At 71.2% G+C, this 24,855-nt stretch carries 3 protein-coding genes; all 3 read left to right on the top strand.

Annotated features, from left to right (window positions below):
• The 3 genes from LCD31_RS02910 to LCD31_RS02920 all read left to right on the top strand — a co-directional run bounded on the left by LCD31_RS02910 (position 1) and on the right by LCD31_RS02920 (position 24,733).
• A complete protein-coding gene (locus LCD31_RS02910) occupies positions 1-17,301 on the top strand; it encodes a non-ribosomal peptide synthase/polyketide synthase (protein WP_224955854.1) in 17,301 nt (5,766 codons plus the stop codon).
• Positions 17,298-24,431 (top strand): non-ribosomal peptide synthetase, encoded by a 7,134-nt coding sequence (locus LCD31_RS02915; protein ID WP_224955855.1) that lies wholly within the window; start codon positions 17,298-17,300, stop codon positions 24,429-24,431. The genes LCD31_RS02910 and LCD31_RS02915 overlap by 4 nt, the downstream gene beginning before the upstream one ends.
• 80 nt (positions 24,432-24,511) lie before the next feature.
• Positions 24,512-24,733: an MbtH family protein gene (locus tag LCD31_RS02920; protein WP_224955856.1), complete on the top strand. Its 222-nt coding sequence runs from the start codon at positions 24,512-24,514 to the stop codon at positions 24,731-24,733.
• Positions 24,734-24,855 lie beyond the last annotated feature (122 nt).

Below are 24,855 nucleotides of genomic sequence, written 5' to 3' on the forward strand. Positions count from 1 at the left end.
GTGATCCGCTCGAAACTGATCGAAGACATTCTCGCACTTTCGCCGCTCCAGGAAGGCCTGCTGTTCCACCACGTCTACGACCCGAACGGCACGGACGTCTACATCGGACAGTCCGTGCTGGAGTTCGAACGAGACCAGGTCGACATCGAATGCCTGCACGCCGCCGCGCAGGCGCTCCTGGACCGGCACACCGCCCTGCGGAGCTGCTTCCGGCAACGCAAGTCGGGCCAGTGGGCGCAGCTCGTCCTCCGCTCGGTACCGGCGGCGTGGCACCTGGTCGATCTGACGGGCGGAGCGTCGTCGGCCGACGAGCGCGAAGCAGCAGCGGACCGGGTCGCCGCCGAGGACCACGCGCGAGGCTTCGACCTCGGAAGCCCGCCGCTGCTGCGCTTCACCGCGGTCGTCCTCGGCCCCGGCAGGTTCCGGCTGATCCTGACCTACCACCACGTCCTGCTCGACGGGTGGTCGCTGCCGATCCTCGTGCACGAACTGCTCACGATCGAGTCCGGTGCGACCGACACCCTGCCGCCGGCGCGGCCGTACCGGGACTACCTCGAATGGATCGCCGCCCAGGACCCGGCGGCGGACGAACAGGCATGGCGTCGTGCGCTCGGCGGTGTCGACGAATCCACGGCGGTCGTACCCGCCGCCACCGACCCGGTCGTGCCGGAGCAGGTCCACGCGGAGCTGTCCGAGGACGAGACCGAACGGCTCGTCCAGCGGACGCGGGAGCTCGGCCTGACCTTGAACACCGTCGTCCTCACCGCGTGGGCGCTGGTCGTCGGTCACCAATCCGGCAGGGACACCGTCGTCGTCGGCAACACGGTCTCCGGTCGCCCGCCCGAGCTGGACGGGGTGGAGCGCATGATCGGCATGTTCGTCAACACCGTGCCCCGATGCGTTCGTACGCGGCCCGATCAGACCCTCGTGGAACTGTTGCGACAGGTCCAGGCCGAGCACGGTGTGCTGTTGCCGCACCAGCACGTCGGCTTGTCGGAGATCCAGCGCTGGATCGGCGTGGGCGAACTGTTCGACACGGTGTGCACCTTCCAGAACTACCCCCTCAGCGGGGAGGGTGATTCGTCCACCGCCCGCGAGTTCGGGCTCACCGGAGCACGCAGCAGCGACGCCACGCACTACCCGCTCGCCCTCGTCGTCGGCCCGGGGCACATCCTGCGCCTGAAGCTGGACCACCGTCCCGACCTGGTCGACCGGGAGCAGGCCGAAGCGATCCTGCGCCGCACGGTGCGGGTGCTGGCCGCGATCACCGACGATCCTCGGCAACTCGTCGGCGCCGTCGACCTGCTCGACGCGGGGGAGCGGCACCGGGTCCTCACCGAGCACAACGACACCGATCGCCCCGTCGGCCGGGTCTCGGTGCCGGAGTTGATCGAGGCACAAGCGAGGAGCACCCCGGACGCGCCCGCGATCGTCAGCGACGACACCGAACTGTCCTACGCCGAACTCAACGCGCGGGCCAACCGGTTGTCCCACTCGCTGACCGACCGGGGAGCGGGTCCGGGAACGATCGTGGCGGTCCTGCTCCCGCGCAGCCCGGAACTGCTCGTCTGCCTTCTCGCGGTGCTCAAGTCCGGAGCCGCGTACCTTCCGATCGATCCGGAGCATCCCGCCGAGCGCGTCGAACACCTGGTCGCCGACGCGGACCCGGTGCTGGTGCTGGCGGGCACCGGCCTGGCGCCGAAGAGCATCGGTGACCGGGTGGTGTCGTGGGACGACGTCGGTGGACACCTCAGCGATCACTCCGCCGGGGATCGTGGTGCGCAGCTGCGGCCCGCTGACGCGGCTTACGTCATCTACACCTCGGGTTCGACCGGCCACCCCAAGGGCGTCGTGGTCGAGCACCGCGCGCTCGGCCACTACCTGAGCTACGTCCGGGACCAGTACCCCGGCGTCTCCGGGCGCACGTTGCTGCACTCGTCGGTGGCTTTCGACCTCACCGTGACGTCGCTGTTCGCACCGCTGACCTGCGGTGGTCAGGTGGAGATCGCCGAGCTGACCGGAAGCGCCGAGCACGTGGCGGGACTCGGCAGGCCGACGTTCCTCAAAGCCACACCCGCGCACCTCCCGCTGCTGAACACGCTGCCCGACAACGTCAATCCGACGGGCCAACTCGTCGTCGGTGGTGAGGCGCTCACCGGTGCGAACGCGGCAGCGTGGCGGCGGAGGAACCCCGGCACCACGCTGATCAACGAATACGGCCCCACCGAGGCCACGGTCGGCACGATCGTGCACCGGCTCGAACCGGGTGCGGAGGACCCGCGCGGGCCCGTTCCCATCGGACGTCCAGTGTGGAACACCCGGGCGTACGTGCTCGACGGCGCCCTGCGCCCGGTGGCTCCCGGTGCCCCGGGTGAGCTGTACCTGGCAGGCGAGCAGCTCGCGCGCGGTTATCTGCATCGTGCCGGCTTGACGTCCGAACGGTTCGTGGCCGACCCGTTCGGCGGCGCGGGGAACCGCATGTACCGAACCGGCGACCTCGTCCGCTGGCGAAGTGACGGCGAGCTGGACTACCTCGGCCGGGTCGACGACCAGGTCAAGGTGCGCGGGCACCGGATCGAACTCGGCGAAGTGGAAGCCGCGCTGACGAGGAACTCCGCCGTGGAGCAGGCGACGGTGGTCGTCCGGGAGGACACCCCGGGTGATCAGCGGCTCGTCGCCTACGTCGTGGTGGACGAGGGTGTCCGGCCGGACGCCCTGCGCGAACACGTGCGCTCGGCGTTGCCGCAGTACATGGTCCCGTCGGAGTGGGTGGTCCTGGACGAGATTCCGCTGACGCCGAACGGGAAGGTCGACCGCGCCGCGCTTCCCGCACCCGAGCACGCACACGGGCAGGCACGGGAGCCCAGCAGCCCGACCGAGGAGATCCTCTGCGGCATGTTCGCCGAGGTCGTCGGTGCCGATCAGGTGGGCGTGGACGACGACTTCTTCCGGCTGGGCGGACATTCGCTCCTGGCGACCGCCCTGGTGAGCAAAGCCCGCGCCGCGTTGGGCGTCGAGCTGACCGTCCGCCAGGTCTTCGACCACCCGACGGTGGCGGCGCTCGCCAAGGCGCTGGATCGAACGCGTCGCGCGCGACCGGTGATGACGCCCGTCCCCCGGCCTGAACGGGTGCCGCTGTCGTTCGGCCAGCAGCGGCTGTGGTTCCTCAATCGCTTCGAACCCGACGCGACGTACAACATGCCGCTGGCTCTGCGGCTGTCCGGGTCGCTCGACCGGGCGGCGCTGCGCTCGGCGCTGTCCGACCTGGCCGCCAGGCACGAGGTCTTGCGCACCGTTTTCGCCGAGGACGACGCCGGAGCGCACCAGGTGGTCCGCGACGACGTCGACGTGGAGCTCCCGGTGGTGACGGCGGATCCGGCTGACGTGGACGAGCACCTCGCCGCCGCGTCGGCAACGCCCTTCGACCTCGCACACGAGCCCCCGCTGCGGTGCACGCTGTTCGAACTCGGACCGGACGACCACGTGCTGCTCCTCCTCACGCACCACGTCGCGGCCGACGGTCGGTCCATCACGGTGCTCGCCCGCGACCTCGGCCGGGCGTACGCGGCGCGTCGTGCGGGTGCGGTGCCCGACTGGTCGCCGATCCCCGTGCAGTACGCGGACTACGCGCTCTGGCAACGGGAATTCCTCGGCGACGAAGACGATCCGGTCAGTCCGCTAGCCGAGCAGCTCGAGTTCTGGCGGACCACACTGGACGGGTCGCCGGCAGAGCTGGCGCTGCCCACGGATCGTCGTCGGCCCGCCGTGGCGAGCTTCCGCGGCGATCACGTGCGGTTCGGTCTGGACGCCGCGTTGCACCAGCGACTCGAAGATCTCGCCCGCGCCAGCGGGACGAGCCTGTTCATGGTCGTGCAGGCCGGGCTGGGTTGCCTGCTCGCACGGCTCGGAGCCGGCGACGACCTGCCGCTGGGGGTGGCGGTCGCCGGTCGACCCGACGACGCCGTGGCGGACACCGTCGGGTTCTTCGTGAACACGCTGGTGCTGCGCGCGGATCTGTCCGGCGACCCCGAGTTCGCGGAAGTGCTCCACCGGGTGCGCCACACGAACCTGTCGGCGTTCGCGAACGAGGACGTTCCATTCGAACGAGTGGTGGACTCGGTACGGCCCGAGCGGTCGCTGTCCCGGCACCCGCTGTTCCAGGTGCTGCTGGCGCTGGCGCCGGACGGTGACGCGATCGCGCCCGACCTGCCCGAGCTGGACTGCACTCCGCACCCGGCTTCGACCTCGACGTCCCGGGTGGACCTGGCGTTCACCCTGCGACGCCGCGGCGGCCCGCGTCCGTCCGGTGTGGACGGTACGATCGAGTTCAGCACCGACCTGTTCGACCAGGAGACGGTCCAGCGGCTGGCCCGCCAGCTCGTCCGAGTGCTCGCCCTCGCCGTCGAGGACCCGCGCCGTCGGGTCAGCACCCTCGACCTGCTGGACGACCAGGAACGCCGCGCGCTGCTCGATGAGCCGAACGACACGGCTCGACCGGTGGACGACGAGTCGATCGTCGGGCTCTTCGAGGACAGGGCACGCCGATGCCCTACGGCGCCCGCGGTGCAGCAGGACGACGTGGTGCTCTCCTACGCCGAACTCGACGCACGCGCGAATCAGCTCGCACACCACCTGCTCAGGTACGGCGCGGGTCCAGAGGAGTTGATCGCGCTCGCCTTGCCGCGTGACGTGGGTCTGCTCGTGGCGATGCTCGCGGTGGTGAAAACCGGAGCCGCTTACGTCCCGCTCGACCCGGAGCATCCCGCCGGACGGATGCGCACGGTGCTGGCCGGCACCGAACCCCGGTGCGTTCTCACCATGCGGGAGACGGCGCGGAACCTCCCCTCGGGGCGACCCGTCCTGCTGCTCGACGAGGAGGACACGAGAGCGCTGCTGAGAGCAGAAGCGGAGACCGATCCGGGCACGCGAGCACGCGGCCATCATCCGGCCTACGTGATCCACACGTCCGGCTCGACCGGACGCCCGAAGGGCGTGGTGGTCGGACGGCGCGCGCTGGCGAACTTCCTGGCCGACATGACGCGCACGGTCGAGTTGTCGGCATCGGACCGGTTGCTCGCGGTCACCACGGTCGCCTTCGACATCGCGGCACTGGAACTGCTCGCGCCACTGCTGTCGGGTGGCCGCGTCGTGCTGGCTTCCCGCGAGGACGTCCGCGACCCGGAGCGGCTCCGCGCCTTGGTCGAGTCGGCGGGCATCACCGTCATGCAGGCGACACCGAGCCTGTGGCGCGAGGTGGTCGGCGGCGGTGCCGCCGACGCTCTGCGCTCGGTGCGCGTCCTGGTCGGTGGCGAACCACTGCCCGGAGACCTCGCACGCGCGCTGAACGCACACGCGCCGTCGGTGACGAACCTCTACGGTCCGACGGAGACGACGGTCTGGTCGACGTCGGCCATGCTGACCGGTGACGACCCGGAGCCGGGTATCGGCCTGCCCATCGCGAACACCCGGGTGTACGTCCTCGACGCGCACCTGCGGCCGGTCCCGCCCGGGGTGCCGGGAGAGCTGTACGTGGCCGGAGCGGGCCTGGCCCGGGGATATCTGGCCCGCCCGGATCTGACCTCCGAGCGGTTCGTGGCATGCCCGTTCGGCGGACCGGGCGAGCGGATGTACCGCACCGGGGATCTCGCCCGCTGGCGGGCTCGCGGCGGGCTGGAGCACCTCGGCCGCACCGACGACCAGGTCAAGCTGCGGGGCTTCCGGATCGAGCCCGAGGAGATCGCCGCGGAGCTGTCGAGACATCCCGCCGTCGCCCAGGCGGCGGTGGTGGTCCGGGAGGACCGGCCGGGTGATCGAAAGCTCGTCGGTTACGTCGTGGCCACAGCCTCCACGGCCGAGATCCGCGCGCACGCGGCGCAACACCTTCCGGCGTACATGGTTCCGGTCAGCCTCATCCCGCTCGACGCGCTTCCGCTGACGCCGAACGGGAAGCTCGACCGGGCGGCTCTGCCCGCACCGGAACCGGAGCACGCTCCCGAGACCCGGCGACCGAGGAACCCCGGGGAGGAGATGCTCTGCGCCCTGTTCGCAGAGGTGCTGGGTGTCGCATCGGTCGGCATCGACGACGACTTCTTCGCGCTCGGCGGTCATTCACTGCTCGTGACCCGCCTGACGAGCCGGATCCGCACCGCGTTCGGATCGGAGGTCGCGGTGCGTCGGGTGTTCGAGCACCCGACGGTCGAAGGACTGTCGCGCGCCCTGAACCCGGACGACGAGGCTCGGCCCGCGCTGACGGCGGAGGCCGTACGACCCGACCGGGTTCCACTGTCGTTCGCCCAGGAACGGCTGTGGTTCCTGCACCGCCTCCGGGGACCCTCCGCGACCTACAACCTGCCGCTCGTGCTGGACCTGTCGGGGAACCTGGACCGCGACGCGCTGGCCGCCGCACTGTCCGATGTGGTCGTCAGGCACGAGTCGCTGCGCACCGTCGTCGCCCAGGACGAGGAAGGGGCGCACCAGATCGTCCTGCCACCGTCCACGCCGGTGGACTTCCGCGTCGTGGAGGCACGCGGCACGGCGTGGGAATCCGCGGTCGAGGCGGACGCGCTGCACCGTTTCGACCTGGAGAACGAGCCACCCCTGCGGGTCCGGCTGTTCGAACGAGCCCGGGACGAGCACGTCCTGCTGGTGCTGGTCCACCACATCGCCGCTGATGGGTGGTCGGTGTCGGTGTTGGCCCGCGACCTCAGCGCGGCGTACGCGGCGCGCTGCGCGGGGACGCCGCCGCGGCTGTCGCCGCTTCCGGCCCAGTACTCGGATTACGTGCTGTGGCAGCGCGCGCTGCTGGGAGACGAGGGCGAGCAGGCCGGCCTCGCGGGAGCGCAGCTCGACTACTGGCGATCACGACTCGACGGCGTACCGGAGGAACTGCCGCTGCCGTTCGACCGGGCGCGACGCGCGGAGCCCTCGCACCGGGGTGACCAGGTGGAGTTCGAGATCCCCTCCGGCCTGCACCGCGAACTCGAAGGGTGGGGCCGTGAGCACGGAGCGAGCGTGTTCATGGTCGCGCAGGCGGCTCTCGCGGCGACGCTGCACCGGCTCGGTGCGGGCACCGACATCCCGATCGGGACACCGGTCGCCGGGCGGTCGGAGGAGGCGGTCGAGGACCTGGTCGGACTGTTCGTGAACTCGTTGGTGCTGCGGCACGACCTGTCCGGCCGACCGAGCTGCGCGGAACTGCTCGCGCGGGTGCGGGAGGTCTCGCTCGCGGCCTACGCCCACCAGGACGTGCCCTACGAGCGCTTGGTCGAGGTGCTCAACCCGCGTCGTTCGCTGGCCCGGCACCCGCTGTTCCAGGTGATGCTCACGTTCGAGCGCGACGATCCGCAGTACGCGGTGGACCTTCCTGGTCTCACCGCGTCGTCCCGCGCGGCCACCACGGGCTCGGCGAAGTTCGACCTCTCGATGGGACTCCGGGAGCGTCGGACGGCCGAAGGCGACCCGGCGGGAGTGCACGGCGTCCTGTTGTTCAGCACCGACCTGTTCGACCGCGCGACCGCAGAGATGATCACCCGGTGCTACGTGCGCGTCCTGTCGGAGGCAGTGCGAGATCCGCGACGCGCGGTCGCCGATCTCCGCCTGCTGGACCCCGCGGAGCGGCACCGCGTTCTCGTGGACTGGAACGACACCGCTGAGGACGTGCCCGCCCGCACCGTTCCCGACCTGTTCGAGCAGCAGGCCGCGCGGACCCCGCAGGCTCCCGCCGTGCGATCGGACGAGGAGACGCTGTCCTACGCCGACCTGAACGCGCGGGCCAACCGGCTCGCCCGGATGCTCAGCGAGCGGGGCGTGGGGCGCGGTTGCCTGGTCGGCCTCGCGCTGCCGCGATCGGTCGACCTGGTCGTCGCGCTGCTCGGCGTGCTGAAGGCCGGCGCGGGCTACGTGCCGGTGGATTTGGAGCAGCCGAGCGAGCGGATCGCGTACGTCCTCGGGGACGTCTCGCCGCAGCTCCTCGTCACCTCGGCGGCCTGCGCAGACGCGCTGCCCCGCGTGACCGGTGGCTCGGCGGTGCGGCTCGTGGTGGACGCACCCGAGGTCGTCAAGGCCCTCGCGCGGCGCAACGGCGAGAACCTCGGAGCTGGCCGACGGACCACCGTGCTCGGCGGGGACGTCGCGTACGTGATCTACACGTCGGGCTCGACGGGGCGTCCGAAGGGCGTCGTTGTGGAACACCGGGCGCTGGGCGCCTACGTCCAGCGTGCTCGCGACGCCTATCCCGAGGCCGCCGGCAGCACCCTGCTGCATTCACCGGTGTCCTTCGACCTCACCGTCAGCGCGCTGTACACCCCGCTGGTCGCCGGTGGGTGCGTGCGCCTGGGGTCGTTGAACGCGGACGAGGCCGACGACCGTGCGCGTCCCACGCTGATGAAGGTGACGCCGAGCCACCTGGAGGTGCTGGAGTCGCTCCCGGACAGCATGTCCCCGAGCGAACTGCTGCTGATCGGCGGCGAAGCGCTTCGCGGACCCGCGCTCGCGGCCTGGCGCTCGCGGCATCCCGAGGTCGCCGTCCGCAACGTCTACGGGCCGACCGAACTCACGGTGAACTGCCTGGAATACCGGCTCGACCCGGCGACCCCGACACCCGAGGGCGACGTGCCGATCGGACGGCCGTTCCGCAACGTGCGCGCCTACGTGCTGGACGATCGGATCGCCCCGGTGCCGGACGGAGTGGTCGGCGAACTGTACGTGGCGGGTGTCCAGCTCGCGCGGGGTTATCACGGTCGACCCGGATCGACCGCCGAGCGGTTCGTCGCGTGCCCGTTCGGCGAGCCGGGCGAGCGGATGTACCGCACGGGAGACCTCGTGCGACGCACCAGCGACGGCGACCTGGTCTACGTCGGACGCGCCGACGACCAGGTCGCAGTGCGGGGACACCGCGTCGAGCTCGGCGAGGTGCTGGCGGCGGTGCGAACCCATCCGGCGGTCGAACGCGTGGCCGCCCTCGTTCGCGAGGACCGCGCGGGTGACCCGCGGCTGGTCGCCTACGTCGTCGCGAGGGCGAGCCTGGACGTGGCGGAGTTGCGCTCGCACGTGGCGTCGACGCTGCCGGAGTACATGGTGCCTTCGGCGTTCGTTCGCGTGGACGAGATCCCGTTGACCACCAACGGAAAACTCGATCGCGCGGTGCTTCCTGCTCCGGAGTACGCGTCCTCGTCCCGGCCGGCCCGCGGCACTCGCGGAGCACGGGAGGACGTGCTCTGCTCGCTGTTCGCCGACGTGCTCGGCGTCCCGCACGTCGGTGTCGAGGACAGCTTCTTCGCGCTGGGTGGGCATTCGCTGCTCGCGACGCGGCTGGTCAACCGCATTCGCGGCGCGCTGGGCGTGGAGGTCGCGATCCGGCAGGTCTTCGAGCAGCCGACCGTGGCCGGGCTGGCCCGAACCCTCGACGGCGCTGGTGTCGCACGCGCGCCCGTCACCAGAGCCACCCCCCGGCCGCGGCGGGTTCCGCTGTCGATGGTGCAGCGCCGGCTCTGGCTGCTGGACCGGATGGAAGGACCCAACCCGAGCTACCACCTTCCGCTCGCGCTGGAGCTGTCGGGAAGCCTGGACGAGTCCGCCCTGCGTGCGGCGCTGGCCGACGTCGTGCGTCGCCACGAGACGCTGCGGACGGTGATCGCCGAGGATTCCCGGGGACCGCACCAGGTCCTGCTCGAAGCCGATGAGGTCCACATCGGTCCTCCGCGGATCGTGGTGGACGAGGACGAGCTGGACGCCACGCTGACCGGCCTCGTCGCCCACCCGTTCGACCTCGCCGCCGAGCCGCCGATCAGGACGTGGCTCGTCCGGGTGGGCGTCGAACGGCACGTGCTCCTCGTCCTCCTGCATCACATCGCCGCCGACGGCTGGTCGTTGCCGGTCCTCGCCGAGGATCTCCGCTCGGCCTACGAGGCACGCTGTTCGGGCACCGAGCCGGCGTGGCCGTCGTTGCCGGTGCAGTACGCCGACGTGGCTCTGTGGGAGGAGCGGACGCTCGGCACCACCGACCAGGACGGCCCGCTCGCCGACCAGGTCGACTACTGGACCACAGCGCTCGCCGGTCTGCCGGAGGAGTGCACCGTCACGCCCGACCGCTCCCGCCCGGCTAGCCCCGCCCACCGGGGCGACGTCGTCGCGTTCGACGTCCCGGCCGACCTGCACGCGCGCATGGACGCCTTCGCACGGCAGGTCGGGGCGAGCGTGTTCATGGTGATCCAGGCAGGGTTGTCGGCGCTGCTGTCGCGGTGGGGCGCGGGGGAGGACGTCGCGCTCGGAGTGCCGATCGAAGGCCGCCGGGATGAGGCTGTGGACCGGCTCGTCGGGTTCTTCGTCAACACGCTCGTCCTCCGCGCCGACCTGAGCCGGGACCCGACGTTCACCGAACTCGTCCGCCAGGTCCGGGACACCGACCTCGCCGCCTACGCTCATCAGGCCGTCCCGTTCGACCGGTTGGTGGAGGTGCTGCGCCCACAGCGTTCCCGGTCGAGGAACCCGCTGTTCCAGGTCTCGCTGACCTTCGACAGCGATCGCGCGGCCGTGGACGAGGACGTGCACGAGTGGGGCGGCGTGCGGGTCAGCGCCCGTCCGGTCGGCACGGCCACGGCGAAGGTGGACCTGGCGTTCTCGTTGCGGGAACGCCGTGCCGCCAGCGGTGTGGTGGAGCGCCTGCGCGGCTCGCTGGAGTACGACGTCGAGCTGTTCGACCGCCGGACGGCCGAGGACGTCGTCGACCGGCTCGTGCGGCTGCTCGACGCGGCGACGCGGCAACCGGACAGTCCGCTCTCCGGCACCGAATTGGTCGCCCCAGCGGAACTGGCGCGGCTCGTGCGAGGCGACAACCGCGGCGGCCCGCACCCGGAGACCCGCTGGACGGACGGTTTCCACGAGGTCGTCCGGACCACACCGGACGCCATCGCGGTGGAGTGCGCGCAGAGCGGAACCAGCCTGTCGTACGCGGAACTCGACCGGCGGGCCAACGCCCTCGCGCACCGGCTGGCGGCTTACGGCGCTGGACCGGAGCAGGTGGTCGCGGTCGTGCTGCCCCGCTCGTACGAGTGGATCGAGGCGGTCCTGGCCGTGTTCAAGCTCGGTGCGGTGTACCTCCCGCTGGCAGCCGACGCGCCTGCCGAGCGCACCCGGGCGATCGTCGCCGAGGCGCGGCCCCGCGTGTTCGTGACGGACGCGGCGACGCGGGCCGACCTGGAATCCAGCGTCGACGCTGCGGTCCTGGTGCCCGGCACCGACGAGGAGGCGGCGGCCCCGCCGGTCGAGTCCGAGGTGGCGCCGGCGAACCTCGCTTACATCATCTACACCTCCGGCTCCACCGGGCAGCCGAAGGGCGTGGCCGTCAGCCATGCTGGTCTGGCCGCACTCGCGACGACCCACCGGGACGGGCTCGCCCTGGAGCCGCGGAGCCGGGTGCTCCAGGTCGTGTCGCCGCAGTTCGACGTGTCGGTGGCCGATATCGTGATGACCCTGTCGGTGGGTGCCGCACTCGTGCTGGCACCACCGCCCGGTCGGCTCGTCGGGTCGGAGCTGGCCGCCGAACTCGTGAAACGGCGCGCCTCCCACGTGATGCTGTCCGCCTCGCTCCTCGACACGGTCGCGGAGCAGGAGGTTCCGGCCGTGCGGTGCGTGGTGATCGGAGGCGAGGCCGTCACGGCGGAACTCGCGTCCCGGTGGGCGACCGGTGGCCGCCGCGTGATCGATGCCTACGGGCCGACCGAGGTCACCGTCGCCGCGACGATGAGCGCACCGCTCGCGGTGGGCGAGCATCCGACGATCGGGCGGCCGGTGCTCGGCACCAGCGTTTTCGTCCTGGATCGCCGGCTTCGACCCGTTCCGGCCGGTATGCCGGGGGAACTGTACGTCGCCGGTTCCGGGTTGGCCCGGGGCTATCTGGCCCGTGCGGCGGGCACCGCCGAGCGTTTCATCGCCTGCCCGTTCGGTGCCCCCGGCGCGCGGATGTACCGAACCGGGGATCTGGTCCGGTGGAACCGGGACGGAGCGCTGGACTTCCTGGGTCGTGCCGACGACCAGGTCAAACTGCGCGGGTTCCGCGTCGAGCCGGGAGAGGTCGAGGCGGCGCTCACCGCGCACCCCGCCGTGGAGCGCAGTGCCGTCGTCGTGCGGGAGGACCAGCCCGGAAGCGCCCGGCTCGTGGCGTACCTCGTGCCGGCCGGCGAGGCGCTGGGGGTGGACTCGGTCCGCGAACACCTCGCGGCGCTCCTCCCGGAGTACCAAGTGCCGTCGGCGTTCGTCCTGATGGACGAGCTTCCCCTGACACCCAATGGGAAACTCGACCGCCGCGCACTGCCGGCACCGGAGGACGGCGGTACCGGCGGCGGGTCTCCGCGCGGACCGCAGGAGGAGATCCTCTGCGAGTTGTTCGCCGACGTGCTCGGCGTCGGTGCGGTCGGCATCGACGACGACTTCTTCGCGCGCGGCGGCCATTCGCTGCTCGCCACCACGCTGGCGGGCCGGATCCGTGCCGCCTTCGGTGCGGAGATCGCGGTCCGGCAGGTGTTCGACACGCCGACGGTCGCGGGGCTCGCTCTGGCGCTGCGCGACGCCGACCGGGCGCGCACCCCGCTGCGCAGGGCTTCCCGACCCGGGCTGCTGCCGCTGTCGTTCGGGCAGCGCAGGCTCTGGTTCGCCAACCGGTTCCAGGACGGCAACGCGGCGTACAACATGCCGCTGGCGCTCCGGCTGACCGGCAGGCTCGATCGCGACGCGCTCGCGGCGGCGTTCGCGGACGTGCTGGCCCGGCACGAGGTCCTGCGGACGGTGTTCGTGGAGGACGCGGAGGGTCCCCACCAGGTGGTCGTCGACATCGTTCGTCCACCCTGGGAGGTCGTGACGACGAGCGAGGCCGGACTCGCCGGAGACGTCACGGAGGCGGCGCGTCAGGGCTTCGACCTCGCCGGCGAGCTACCGGTGCGCGGCGTGCTGTTCGAGATCGACGGCCGGGACGACGAGCACGTGCTTCTCCTGTCCCTGCACCACATCGCCGCCGACGGCTGGTCGGTTCCGGTCCTGGTTCGCGATCTCACCACCGCGTACCGCGCCCGGCGGGCCGCCGAGGGTCCGCAGTGGCCTGAGCTGCCCGTGCAGTACGCGGATTACGCGCTGTGGCAGCGCGAGGCGCTCGGTGCCGAGGACGACCCGCACAGTCCACTGGCCGTTCAACTGGACTACTGGACGTCCTCGTTGGCCGACCTGCCCACCGAGATCAGCCTGCCGGTGGACCGTCCCCGCCCCTCCTCGTCGTCCTACCGGGGTGGTCGGACCACCTTCGAGGTCCCACCGGACCTGCACGCCCGGATCGTGCAGGTCGCCAGGGAGCACGCGGTGAGCGTGTTCATGGTGTTGCAGGCGACGTTGGCAGCGCTGCTGCACCGACTGGGCGCGGGCGACGACATCCCGCTGGGCACGACGGTCGCGGGCCGGACCGACGCGGCGACCGAGAACCTGGTCGGCTTCTTCGTCAACACGCTGGTGCTGCGGACCGACGTGTCCGGAGCGCCCACCTTCGCGGAACTGCTGGCGCGGGTCCGCCGCACCGACCTGGACGCCTACGCCCACCAGGACGTGCCGTTCGAGCGACTGGTGGACCTGCTGGCACCGGATCGGTCACTGGCCAAGCATCCGCTGTTCCAGGTGATGCTCTCGCTCAACGACGCCGCTGCTGTTCCCGGCGGAGGCGCCGGCGGAGTCGGAGGTGTCGCGGAGCTGGACGTCACCTCGTACCCGCTGGACACCGGAGTCGCGAACTTCGACCTGCTGTTCGGTTTCGGTGAGCGGCCCCGTGACCGGGACGGACGCGCGGGTGGGCTCGACTGCACGGTGCAGTTCAGCGCCGACCTGTTCGACGCCGCCACGGCGCGACGACTCGGCGAGTGGTTCCGCCGGTTGCTGGCCTCGTTGGTCGAGGATCCGTCCCGCCGGGTGCGGCAGGCCGAGGTGCTCGCGGCTTCCGAGCGCGCGGCACTGGTGGCGACGGGCGGCGGCGACGCCGACACCGAACCGGGAACGTGGGCCACGCTGTTCGAGCGCCAGTGCGACCGGACGCCGCACCACCCCGCCGTGGTGGCCGAGGGCCGGGAGATCCGCTTCGCGGAGCTCAACGCCCGCGCCAACCGGTGGGCTCGGTACCTGATCTCGCTCGGCGTCGGTCCTGAGCGGGTGGTGGCGGTCGCCTTGCCACGTGGCGAGGAACTCGTCGTCGCCCTGCTCGCAGTGCAGAAGGCGGGAGCGGCCTACCTGCCGGTCGATCCGAACTACCCGGCGGATCGCATCGAGTTCATGCTCGATGACGCGCGTCCGTCGCTGGTGATCACGGCGCGACACCTGGAGGAATCGCTTCCTCACCAGGGCGTCGCTCGGTTGCTGGTCGACGACGAGACGGTTCGCGCTGCGATTCGTGCGTGTCCTGACCACGACGTGGACGACGGCGACAGGATCTCGCCGCTCCAGCTGTCCGCAGTGGCCTACGTCGTGTACACGTCCGGTTCGACTGGTCGGCCCAAAGGCGTCCAGGTGGATCACCACGGCCTCGCGGGCCTGGCGGCCGGACACGTCGACAAACTCGGCCTCGACAGCACGAGCCGCGTGCTCCAGTTGGTGTCGCCGAACTTCGACGCGGCTCTCGGCGACTTCGTCATGACCCTCCTGAGCGGGACGACGATGGTGCTCGGACCGCGGGACAGCGTCGTCGGGGGTGACGAACTCGCCGAGTTCGTCCGAGCGCACGGTGTCACGCACCTGGCGGCACCACCGGCGCTGCTCGCCACCCTCGACCCCCTGGACGTGCCGAGCCTGCGCGGAGTGCTGGTCGGCGGCGAGGCGTTCTCGGCTGAACTCGCGGCGCGCTGGCATCGTGCGGGACGCCGGCTGGTCAACGTCTACGGTGCCACCGAGTCGACCGTGCTCACCACGATGAGCGAACCGCTCACCGGTGCCGAGCAGCCCGACGCCGGCCGGGCCATCCCGGACGACCGGCTGTACGTGCTGGACGCGGCGCTCAACCCGGTGCCGCGCGGTGTCCTCGGCGAGGCGTACCTCGCTGGCAGCGGTGTCGGCCGGGGGTACCTGGGCCGCCGCGTCCTCACGGCCGAGCGGTTCGTGGCCGACCCCTTCGGAGCCCCGGGCGAGCGGATGTACCGCACCGGCGACCTGGTGCGCTGGAACGCACGTGGTGACGTGGAGTTCGTCGGCCGGGTCGACCACCAGGTGAAGATCCGCGGCTTCCGCGTCGAACTCGGCGAGATCGACGCGGTACTGCAACGACATCCCGCCGTGGCGCAGGGCGTGACGCTGCTCAGGCAGGACCGTCCGGGGGACAAACGCCTCGTGAGCTACGTGGTGCCGACGGCCGCCGGGACCGGCGTGGACGGGGAAGCGCTGCGTGCGCACGTGGCCGCCGCACTGCCGGAGTACATGGTCCCGGCCGCGATCGTCCGCCTCGACGCACTGCCGTTCACCCCCAACGGCAAGATCGACCACCGCGCGCTGCCGGAGCCGGTCGCCGAGGCCGTGGTGACCGGGCGAGCGCCGAGGGACGAGCGCGAAAAGGTGCTGTGCGAGCTGTTCGCGGACGTTCTCGGACTGGAGTCCGTGGGCATCGACGACGGATTCTTCGCGTTGGGCGGGGACAGCATCATGTCCATCCAGCTCGCCGGCCGTGCGCGCCGCGTCGGACTGGTGTTCACCGCCAAGGACGTCTTCGAGCACAAGTCGGTCGCGGGGCTGGCGCGGGTGGCGCGGTTCGAGGAGAGCGCGCCCGATCTCGCCGACACCAACGGGGTGGGCGAGGTCCCACTGACCCCGGTGCTGCACTGGTTCGCCGAGATGGGCGGGCCGGTGGACCGGCTCAACCAGTGGAAGGTGCTGCGGGCTCCCGACGACACCGAGCACGACACGCTCGTCTCGGCGGTGCAGGCGGTGCTCGACCACCACGACGCATTGCGGATGCGCGTCGACTTCGACCCGGCCGACACCGGGCGCGGGGCCGGCTCGCGCTGGGCTCTGCACGTCGTGGAGCCGGGAACCGTGCGGGCGGACGACCGGGTCCGCACCATCGACGTGTCCCGGTCGCAGGGCCGAGACCGGCTGCGGCTCATGGCCGACCACGCCGCCTCGGCGCGGGAACGGCTCGACCTGGCGACCGGGAACCTCCTGCAAGTGGTGCACTTCCCGGCAGGAGGAGGCGAACCCGCGACGATCCTCGTCGTCGCGCACCACCTCGCCGTGGATCCGGTGTCGTGGGCGGCGCTCGTGCCGGATCTGGCCGAGGCGTACCAGTGCCTGCACGACGCCCGGCCGGTCGAGCTCCAGCCCGTGCGCACCTCGTTCCGGCAGTGGGCGTTGCGGCTGCGTGACTGGGCCCGTTCGCCGGGCCGGGAGCCGGAACTCGCCTACTGGGCGGGCCTGCATGCCGAGAGCAGCCCGTTGTTCGAAGTGGACGCCGATTCAGTGGGCCGGACGAACGCCGACTGCGCTCGGGTGTCCAGGCAAGTGCCGCGGGAGATCACCGAGGCGGTGTTGACCACGGCTCCGGAGGCGTTCCACGCGGGCGTGAACGACGTCCTGCTCGCGGCCCTGACGATGGCGCTGGCCCAATGGCGGCGAGGCCGCGCCGCCGGTGTCCTGGTCGACCTGGAGAACCACGGCCGGGAGGAGGAGATCCTCGGCGGTGTCGACGTGTCCCGCACGATGGGCTGGTTCGCCAACATGCATCCCGTCCTGCTCGACACCGGTGCGGTCGACCGCGTCGAGGCGATGGCGGGCGGCCCTGCCGCGGGGCAGGTGCTGCGGCAGGTCAAGGAACGGCTGCGCGCCGTCCCGGACCACGGCCTGGGATACGGCGCGCTGCGCTACCTGGACGAGCGAGGCGCGACCGTCCTCGCCGGCTGCCCACAAGCGCAAGTCGGTTTCAACTACCTGGGCCGTTCCTCCGAGTCCGAGGCATCCGGGCCGAGCGCGGCCTGGTCCCTGTTGGGAGATCTTTCCGGTATCGGCGGCCAGGACCAGGACATGGTGCTGCCCCACCTGCTGGAGGTCGCCACCGTCACCAGGGACGGGGCCGACGGGCCGAAGCTGGAGACGAACTGGGTGTGGCCACGTGCCCTGCTCGACGAGGGCGAGGTCGTGGAACTCGCGGACCTGTTCGGCCAGGCGTTGCGGGCGCTCGTGGAACACGCGCACGCCCCGGACGGGGGCGGGCACACCCCGTCCGACGTCGCACTGGCGGAGTTGAGCCAGAGCGAGATCGACATGCTGGAAGCCGAGTGGAGGAACGCGGAATGAGCCGGTCCGGCCTTCAGGACATCCTGCCGTTGTCCCCGTTGCAGGAGGGGATCTTCTTCCACCACGTCTACGACGAGGCGGGGCCGGACCTCTACGCGGTGCAACTGGTGTTGGACCTGGAGGGACCCCTCGACCGCGTCGCGCTGCGCGCCGCCGCGGACGGCCTGTTGCGGCGTCACGACAACCTGCGAGCCGCGTTCCGCTACCAGGGCGTGAACCGTCCGGTGCAGCTCATCCCGAAGAGCGTGGAACTGCCGTGGCGCGAGGTCGACCTCGGTGACCTGCCGGACGGGGAGCGCGCCGAGGCCGCCGATCGCACCGTCGCCGAGGAGCGGGCGCGGCGGCTGGACCTCACCGCACCGCCCGTGCTGCGGTTCACGCTCATCCGCGAGGGGGAGCGGCGGCATCGATTCATTCTGACGTTCCACCACATCCTGCTCGACGGCTGGTCGATGCCGTTGCTGTGGAAGGAACTCCTCGCGCTGTACGCGAGCAACGGCGACGTGGACGGATTGCCGCGCGTACGGCCGTACAAGGACTACCTCGGCTGGCTCGCCGCCCAAGACCGGGACGAGGCGCGCAGAGCCTGGCGGGAGCACCTCGCCGGCATCGACGGCGCCACGCTCGTCGCGCCCGACGCGGACCCCGCGTCCACGGTCCCGTGCAAGCTGGGAGTCTCGCTGCCGGCGCAGGTCACGGCGGCGCTCACCACGTGGACCAGGGACGAAGGACTCACCCTGAACACCGTCCTGCAAGGCGCGTGGTCGTGCGTCGTGTCGCGGCTGACCGGCCGAGGGGACGTCACGGCGGGGATCACGGTGTCCGGGAGACCCTCTGACCTCGTCGGGGTCGAGGACATGCTCGGCCTGTTCATCAACACCGTGCCCCTGCGGGCGCGAGTCAGGCCGGGGCAGACCGCCACCGAGTTCCTGCACGGTCTCCAGAACGAGCAGACCAGGCTGATGCCGTACCACCACCTCGGCCTCGCCGAGATCCAGCGCCTGGTCGCGGCAGGCGGGCGCGGGTTGTTCGACACGCTGGTGGTGTTCGAGAACTACCCGTCGGGTAGCGCGCCGGCCGCTGACGGCCCCGGCGACCGCCTACGTGTGTCCGCAGTGGACGGAGTGGACGCCAGCCACTACCCGATGACCCTCGTCGGTGCGCCCGGTGAGCGGATCCGGTTGCGCCTGGACTACCGGCCCGACGTGTTCGACCGCGCCACGGCTCAGGACGTGCTGGATCGGGTGGCACGCCTGATCACCGACATCGCGACCGACCCGGACCGCCCGGTGGGCACCCTCGGCGCGCCGGAGGCGGTGGCAGCCGGAACGCACGGCGTACCCGGGCCGGTCGAGCTCCGCTCCCTCCCCGATCTCGTCCGCGACCATGCCGGCAGGACACCGGACGCGGTCGCCGTCTCCGGCGCCAACGGCGACACCACCTACCGCGAGCTGGTGGCCCGTGCGCACCGGCTCGGCCACCGGCTGCTGGCCGAGGGCGTCGAGCCCGAGGAGCGGGTGCTCATCCTGATGGAGCGCGCACCGCACACCGTGACGGCGGTTCTCGGCGTGCTCGGGTCCGGCGGTGCCTACGTCCCGCTGCACCGTTCGTTCCCCACGGGGCGGCGTCGGCGGATGGCGCGGGAAGTCGGGGCCCGGATCGTCCTCACCGACCGGCGCTACCAGGAGGAAGCGGCGGAGCTGGGGCTGCGAACGCTCGTCGTCGACTCCGACGAGACCGTCGCCGGGATGCCCGAACACGCGCCGGAGGTCGCGATCGCCCCGGACCAGCTCGCCTACGTCATGTTCACCTCGGGCTCGACGGGAGTGCCCAAGGGCGTCGGGATCACGCACCGTGGCGTCGCCGAGTTGGCGCACGACCAGCGCTGGCGGACTGGAGCGCACGACCGCGTCCTGATGACCGCGGCCCTGGCGTTCGACGCGTCCACCTACGAGCTGTGGGTGCCGCTGCTCAACGGCAAGCGGATCGTCGTCGTGCCCGACGGCGAGGTGGATCTCGCGGGCCTGCACGAGCTGGTCGTCCGGCACGAGGTGACCGGCGCGCTGCTGACCACCGCACTGTTCACCCTGATCGCCGACGAGCAGCCCGCGCTGCTGTCGACCTTGCGGGAGGTGACGACCGGAGGTGACGCCGCGTCCGCACGGTCGTTCCGGCGGGTGCTGGAGCGCTCACCCGGCCTGACCGTCACCAACCTGTACGGCCCGACCGAGATCACCGTGAACGCTACCCACCAGCCGGTGCGGACCGCCGAGGAGGTCGGCGAGGTGGTGCCGATCGGTGCGCCGATGGACGGCACCTCGCTGTACGTCCTCGACCGGGACCTGCATCCGGTCGCCCCCGGTATGGCGGGGGAGCTGTACCTCGCCGGTGCGGGGCTGGCACGCGGCTACCTAGGCCAGGCCGGCCCGACCGGGCAGCGCTTCGTGGCGAACCCGTTCGGACCGGCCGGGTCGCGGATGTACCGAACCGGGGACCTGGTGCGCCGCAACCGGGACGGAGCGCTCGAGTTCGTGGGGCGGTCGGACGAGCAGTTCAAGCTGCGTGGTTTCCGCGTCGAACCCGGGGAAATCGAAACCGTGCTCGCCGGGCAGCCCGGGGTGCGGGACTGCGTGGTCGTCCTCCGCACCGACGGGGAGAAGCGGCTCGTCGCCTACGTCGCGGGTTCCGACGACCTCGACACGGCGGCGTTGCGCGCCGCAATCACCGAAGTCCTGCCTCGCTACCTGGTGCCGAACGCGGTCCACGCCGTGCCGGAGATACCCCGAACGCCCGGCGGGAAGGTCGACAAGGCGGCCTTGCCGGACGTCGACGCCGCGGTGGCCGAGGTCCAGCGCGGACCGAGGGGACCGCGTGAGGAGATCCTCTGCGAGCTGTTCGCGGAGATCCTCGGCCTGCGCTCGGTGGGGATCGACGACCACCTGTTCGACCTGGGCGGAAACTCGTTGCTGGCCACCCGGCTGGTGAGCCGCATCCGGTCCACCTTGCACCGGGAAGTGCCGGTGCGGTCGGTGTTCGACCATCCGACGGTCGCGAGCCTGTCCGCCGCCCTCGATCGGGCCGGTTCCCGGCGCGGTGGCGTGACTCCCGCGACGCCGAGGCCGTCCCGGATTCCGTTGTCGTTCGCCCAGCAGCGGCTGTGGTTCTTGCATCGGGTGGAAGGTCCCCAGCCGACGTACAACATCCCGGCAGCCTTGCGGTTGTCCGGCCGGCTGGACCGGGACGCGCTCCGCGAAGCGCTGTGCGACGTGGTCGCACGCCACGAGCCACTGCGGACGGTCTTCGGCGAGGACGACGAAGGCCCGTACCAGGTCGTGCGCGAGGACGCGACCGTCGCGCTCGACGTCGTGAACACGACCGAGGCCGAGCTGGAGGACCGGCTCACCGACGCCGTGCGGCACCGGTTCGACCTCGCCGCGGAGCCCCCGCTGCGAGCGTTGCTGTTCGCTGTGGATTCCGGTGACCACGTCCTGCTCCTGCTGTTGCACCACATCTGCGGTGACGGGTGGTCCATGCCGTTGCTGCGGCGGGACCTCAGCGTCGCTTACGACGCGCGGCGGGAACACGTGAGCCCGCAGTGGACTCCGCTACCGGTCCAGTACGCGGACTACGCGCTGTGGCAGCGGGACATCCTCGGTTCCGAGCACGATCCGGACAGCGAGCTGAGCAGCCAGCTCGCGTACTGGGCGGAGGCGTTGGACGGCCTTCCGCAGGAACTGGAGTTGCCCACGGACCGATCCCGGCCGGCGGTGTCCTCGCAGGAAGCCGGGATGGTCCTGTTCGACGTTCCCGCCGACCTGCACGCGGCATTGCTCAAGTTGGCCCGGGACACCCGTTCGACGTTGTTCATGGTGTTGCAGGCAGGACTGGCGGCCGTCCTCAGCAGGCTGGGCGCGGGCCGGGACATCCCGATCGGAACACCCATCGCGGGCCGTACCGACGACGCCGTGGACGACGTGGTCGGCTTCTTCGTGAACTCGCTGGTGCTGCGCACCGACCTCACGGGCGATCCCACTTTCCGCGAGTTGCTGGACCGCGTCCGGGAGACCGACCTGGCGGCCTACGAGCACCAGGAACTGCCGTTCGAGCGGCTCGTGGAGCTGCTCAACCCGGATCGCTCACTGGCTCGCCACCCGCTGTACCAAGTGCAGCTCACGCTGAACAACAACGAACAGGTGGTCGTGGAAGGCGCGCCGGACCGGTCGGCCGAGCTGACGGTCCGCACGCAGCCGATCATCAAGCCCACGGCCAAGTTCGACCTGTTCTGGTTCTTCGCCGAAAGTCGCGGTGAGGATGGTTCCCCGGCGGGGATGCAGGCGTCGGTCGAGTACAGCGCCGACCTCTTCGATCGGTCCACCGCACAGGCGCTGAGCGAGCGCCTGGTGCGGCTGCTGCGCACCGTGGTGGCGAACCCGGCGGTGCGGGTCGACCGGGTGGACGTGCTGTCGCCGGAGGATCGCGAGCTGGTCGTCGGTACCTTCAACGACACCGGGAGCGCGTTGCCGTGGCGGAACCTGCCCGCCGTGTTCGAAGAGCAGGTCAGGGCGACACCGCGACGCCGAGCGGTCGTCCACGGCTCGGATGCCGTCACCTACGCGGAACTCAGCGCGCGGGCGAATCGCCTCGCGCGAGTCCTCGTGGAACGCGGAGTGGGTGCCGAGTCGTACGTGGCGGTACTGCTCCCCAGGTCGATCGACTTCGTCGTCACGGTCTGGGCGGTGGTGAAATCCGGTGCCGCGTACGTCCCGATCGACGTCTCGCACCCGGACGAGCGCATTCGGTTCGTCCTGAACGACGCCGAACCCGCAGTGCTGCTGACGAACAGCGACCAGGGGGAGCGCTTCGCGGGCGTCGTCGGGGAGACGTTGTGCTTGGACGACCCCGCGCTGCGGGAACACGTCGCCGCGCAGACGTCGGCGGACCTGACGGACGCCGAGCGGCACGCACCGCTGCTGGCCGACCACCCGCTGTACGTGATCTACACGTCCGGCTCGACCGGTCGCCCCAAAGCCGTCGTGCAGCGGGCGGGCACGGTCGTGAACCTCGTGTCGTGGCAGGACACCGTGCTGCCACGGGACCCCGGCGAGCCCAAGGTGACGGCGCAGTTCGCTCCCATCGGTTTCGACGTGTCGGTGCAGGAGATCTTCTCCGCGACGCTCTTCGGCAAGACGCTCGTGGAGTGCCCGGAGGACGTGCGTCGCGACTCCGAACGGCTGGTCGGCTGGCTGGACGAACACCGCATCGAGGAACTGTTCGTACCGAACCTGGTGGTGCAGGCCGTCGCCGAGGCCGCTCTCGACCAGGACCGCGACCTTCCCGCGCTGTGCGACATCGTGCAGTCCGGGGAAGCGCTCGTGCCCAGCGACGCGATTCGTGATTTCCACGCTCGCGTACCCGGCCGGCGGATGCACAACCAGTACGGGCCGACCGAGACGCACGTGATGACGGGATGCGTGCTGGACGGGAACGCCGAGGTCTGGCCGAGCGCACCGCCGATCGGCGGTGCGATCCGCGACGCCCGGTTGTACGTGCTCGATGACCAGCTCGTACCGGTCGCCGTGGGTGCGGTGGGAGAGCTGTACATCGCGGGGTCGGGAGTCGGGCGCGGGTACCTGAACCGCCCGGACATGACGGCGGAACGGTTCGTCGCCGACGTGTTCGGAGCGGCTGGTTCCCGCATGTACCGCACCGGTGATCTGGTGCGGTGGACGCGGGAGGGGCAACTCCGGTTCGTGGGCCGGGCGGACTTCCAGGTGAAGGTCCGAGGTTTCCGCATCGAACTCGGCGAAGTCGAGTCCGCGGTGACCAGCCACCCGGCGGTGCGGACGGCCGTCGTCCTCGCGCGGGAGTACCCGCCCCGAGATCTCCGCCTGGTCTGCTACGTGGTGCTCCACGACGGGCACAGCGTGGACCCGGAGGCCCTCGGCAAGCACGTCGGGACGGTGCTGCCGGAATACATGGTGCCGTCAGCGTTCGTGCCGCTCGACGCGTTCCCCCTGACCGCCAACGGCAAGCTCGACCGATCCGCACTCCCGGAACCGTGCCTCGGCACTGACGAGGTCGCGCCTCGCACACCGGAGGAGGAAGTCCTGTGCGGTCTGTTCGAGGAGCTGCTGGGCTTGCCGTCGATCGGCGTCCACGACGACTTCTTCAGGTCGGGAGGACACTCGTTCCTCGCCACGCAGTTGGTGAATCGGGTTCGTGCCGCGTTCGGTGTGGAGCTGTCGGTGCGCTCGGTGTTCGAGTCGCCCACCGTGGCCATGCTCGCCGAGGAACTGGGATCGGACACCACCCGGGACCCGTTCGAATGCCTGCTCCCGCTGCGGCCGAGGGGAAACAGGCCACCGCTGTTCTGCGTGCACCCTGGTTCCGGGACGAGCTGGTCGTACGCGGGGCTGATGGCGCACCTGTCCGCCGACCAGCCGCTCTACGGCATCCAGGCCCGGGGGCTGCGAAACGCCGACGCGACCCCGGGTTCCATCGGGGAGATGGCCGCCGACTACGTGCGGGAGGTCCGGCGAGTCCAACCGCGGGGTCCGTACCGGCTGCTCGGGTGGTCCTTCGGCGGCCTCGTCGTGCACGCGATGGCGACGCTGCTGCAGGAGCAGGGCGAGCGGGTCAGCCACGTGGTGACGGTGGACTCGTTCCCGGACGAGGGGCGGACCATCGTCGATCGTACGGACGCGGAGATCGTGGGCTCGCTCCTGGCCGATGCCGGCTTCGACTTCGACGGTGCCGAGTTCGAGGGCGACCAGGACGCGGTGCTCACCCGGTACGCGGACTACCTCGACGAGCAGAACAGCAGGTTGGCGGCACTGGGCACCGACGGGTTGAAGGCGTGCATGAGGGTCTTCGTGGACAACTGCAGGCTCATGGAGAGCTTCGAGCCCGCGCGTTTCGACGGTGACCTGGTGAGCTTCACCGCACTCCGGCGCACCCACGATCGGACCGCAGTGGACGGGGATCGAGGTGATCCGCTCACCTCCGCCGCCTGGCGGCCGTACGTGACGGGAACGGTGCTGGATCACGGCGTGGACGCCACCCACGACGGGATGCTCACCGATCCGGACGCGATCGCCCGCATCGGCGGCGTCCTGGACGACCTGCTGTGAGCCCAGGATTCCGGCCTCGACCACGACACCGCGAAGCACGACCAACGCACGACCAACGCATGACCGGAGAGGAGAACATCATGAGCACCAACCCGTTCGAGGACCCCGACGGCACGTATCTGGTTCTGGTGAACGACGAGGGCCAGCACTCGCTGTGGCCGGCGTTCGCCGAGGCCCCGGCCGGATGGACCGTCGCGCTCGAGGAGACCGATCGCCAATCAGCCGTGGACTACGTCAACGAGAACTGGACTGACATGCGACCGAAGAGCCTGATTCGAGAAATGGAAGGCGTCCGTCTCTGACCTGTCGGGGGGGGGGGGGGGGGGGGGGCCGCGCCGCCCCCCCCCCCCCCCCCCCCACCCACACCACAACCACGCCCGCCCCACCCCCCCCCCCCCCCCGGGGGCCCCCCCCCCCCCCCGTC

Source organism: Saccharopolyspora sp. 6M, assembly GCF_020176775.1.
Lineage (GTDB): Bacteria > Actinomycetota > Actinomycetes > Mycobacteriales > Pseudonocardiaceae > Saccharopolyspora_C > Saccharopolyspora_C gregorii.

Excerpts from the sequence above, each read along its gene's own strand:
- LCD31_RS02920 (WP_224955856.1), top strand. The coding sequence starts at position 24,512 with ATGAGCACCAACCCGTTCGAGGACCCCGACGGCACGTATCTGGTTCTG.
- LCD31_RS02915 (WP_224955855.1), top strand. The coding sequence starts at position 17,298 with ATGAGCCGGTCCGGCCTTCAGGACATCCTGCCGTTGTCCCCGTTGCAG.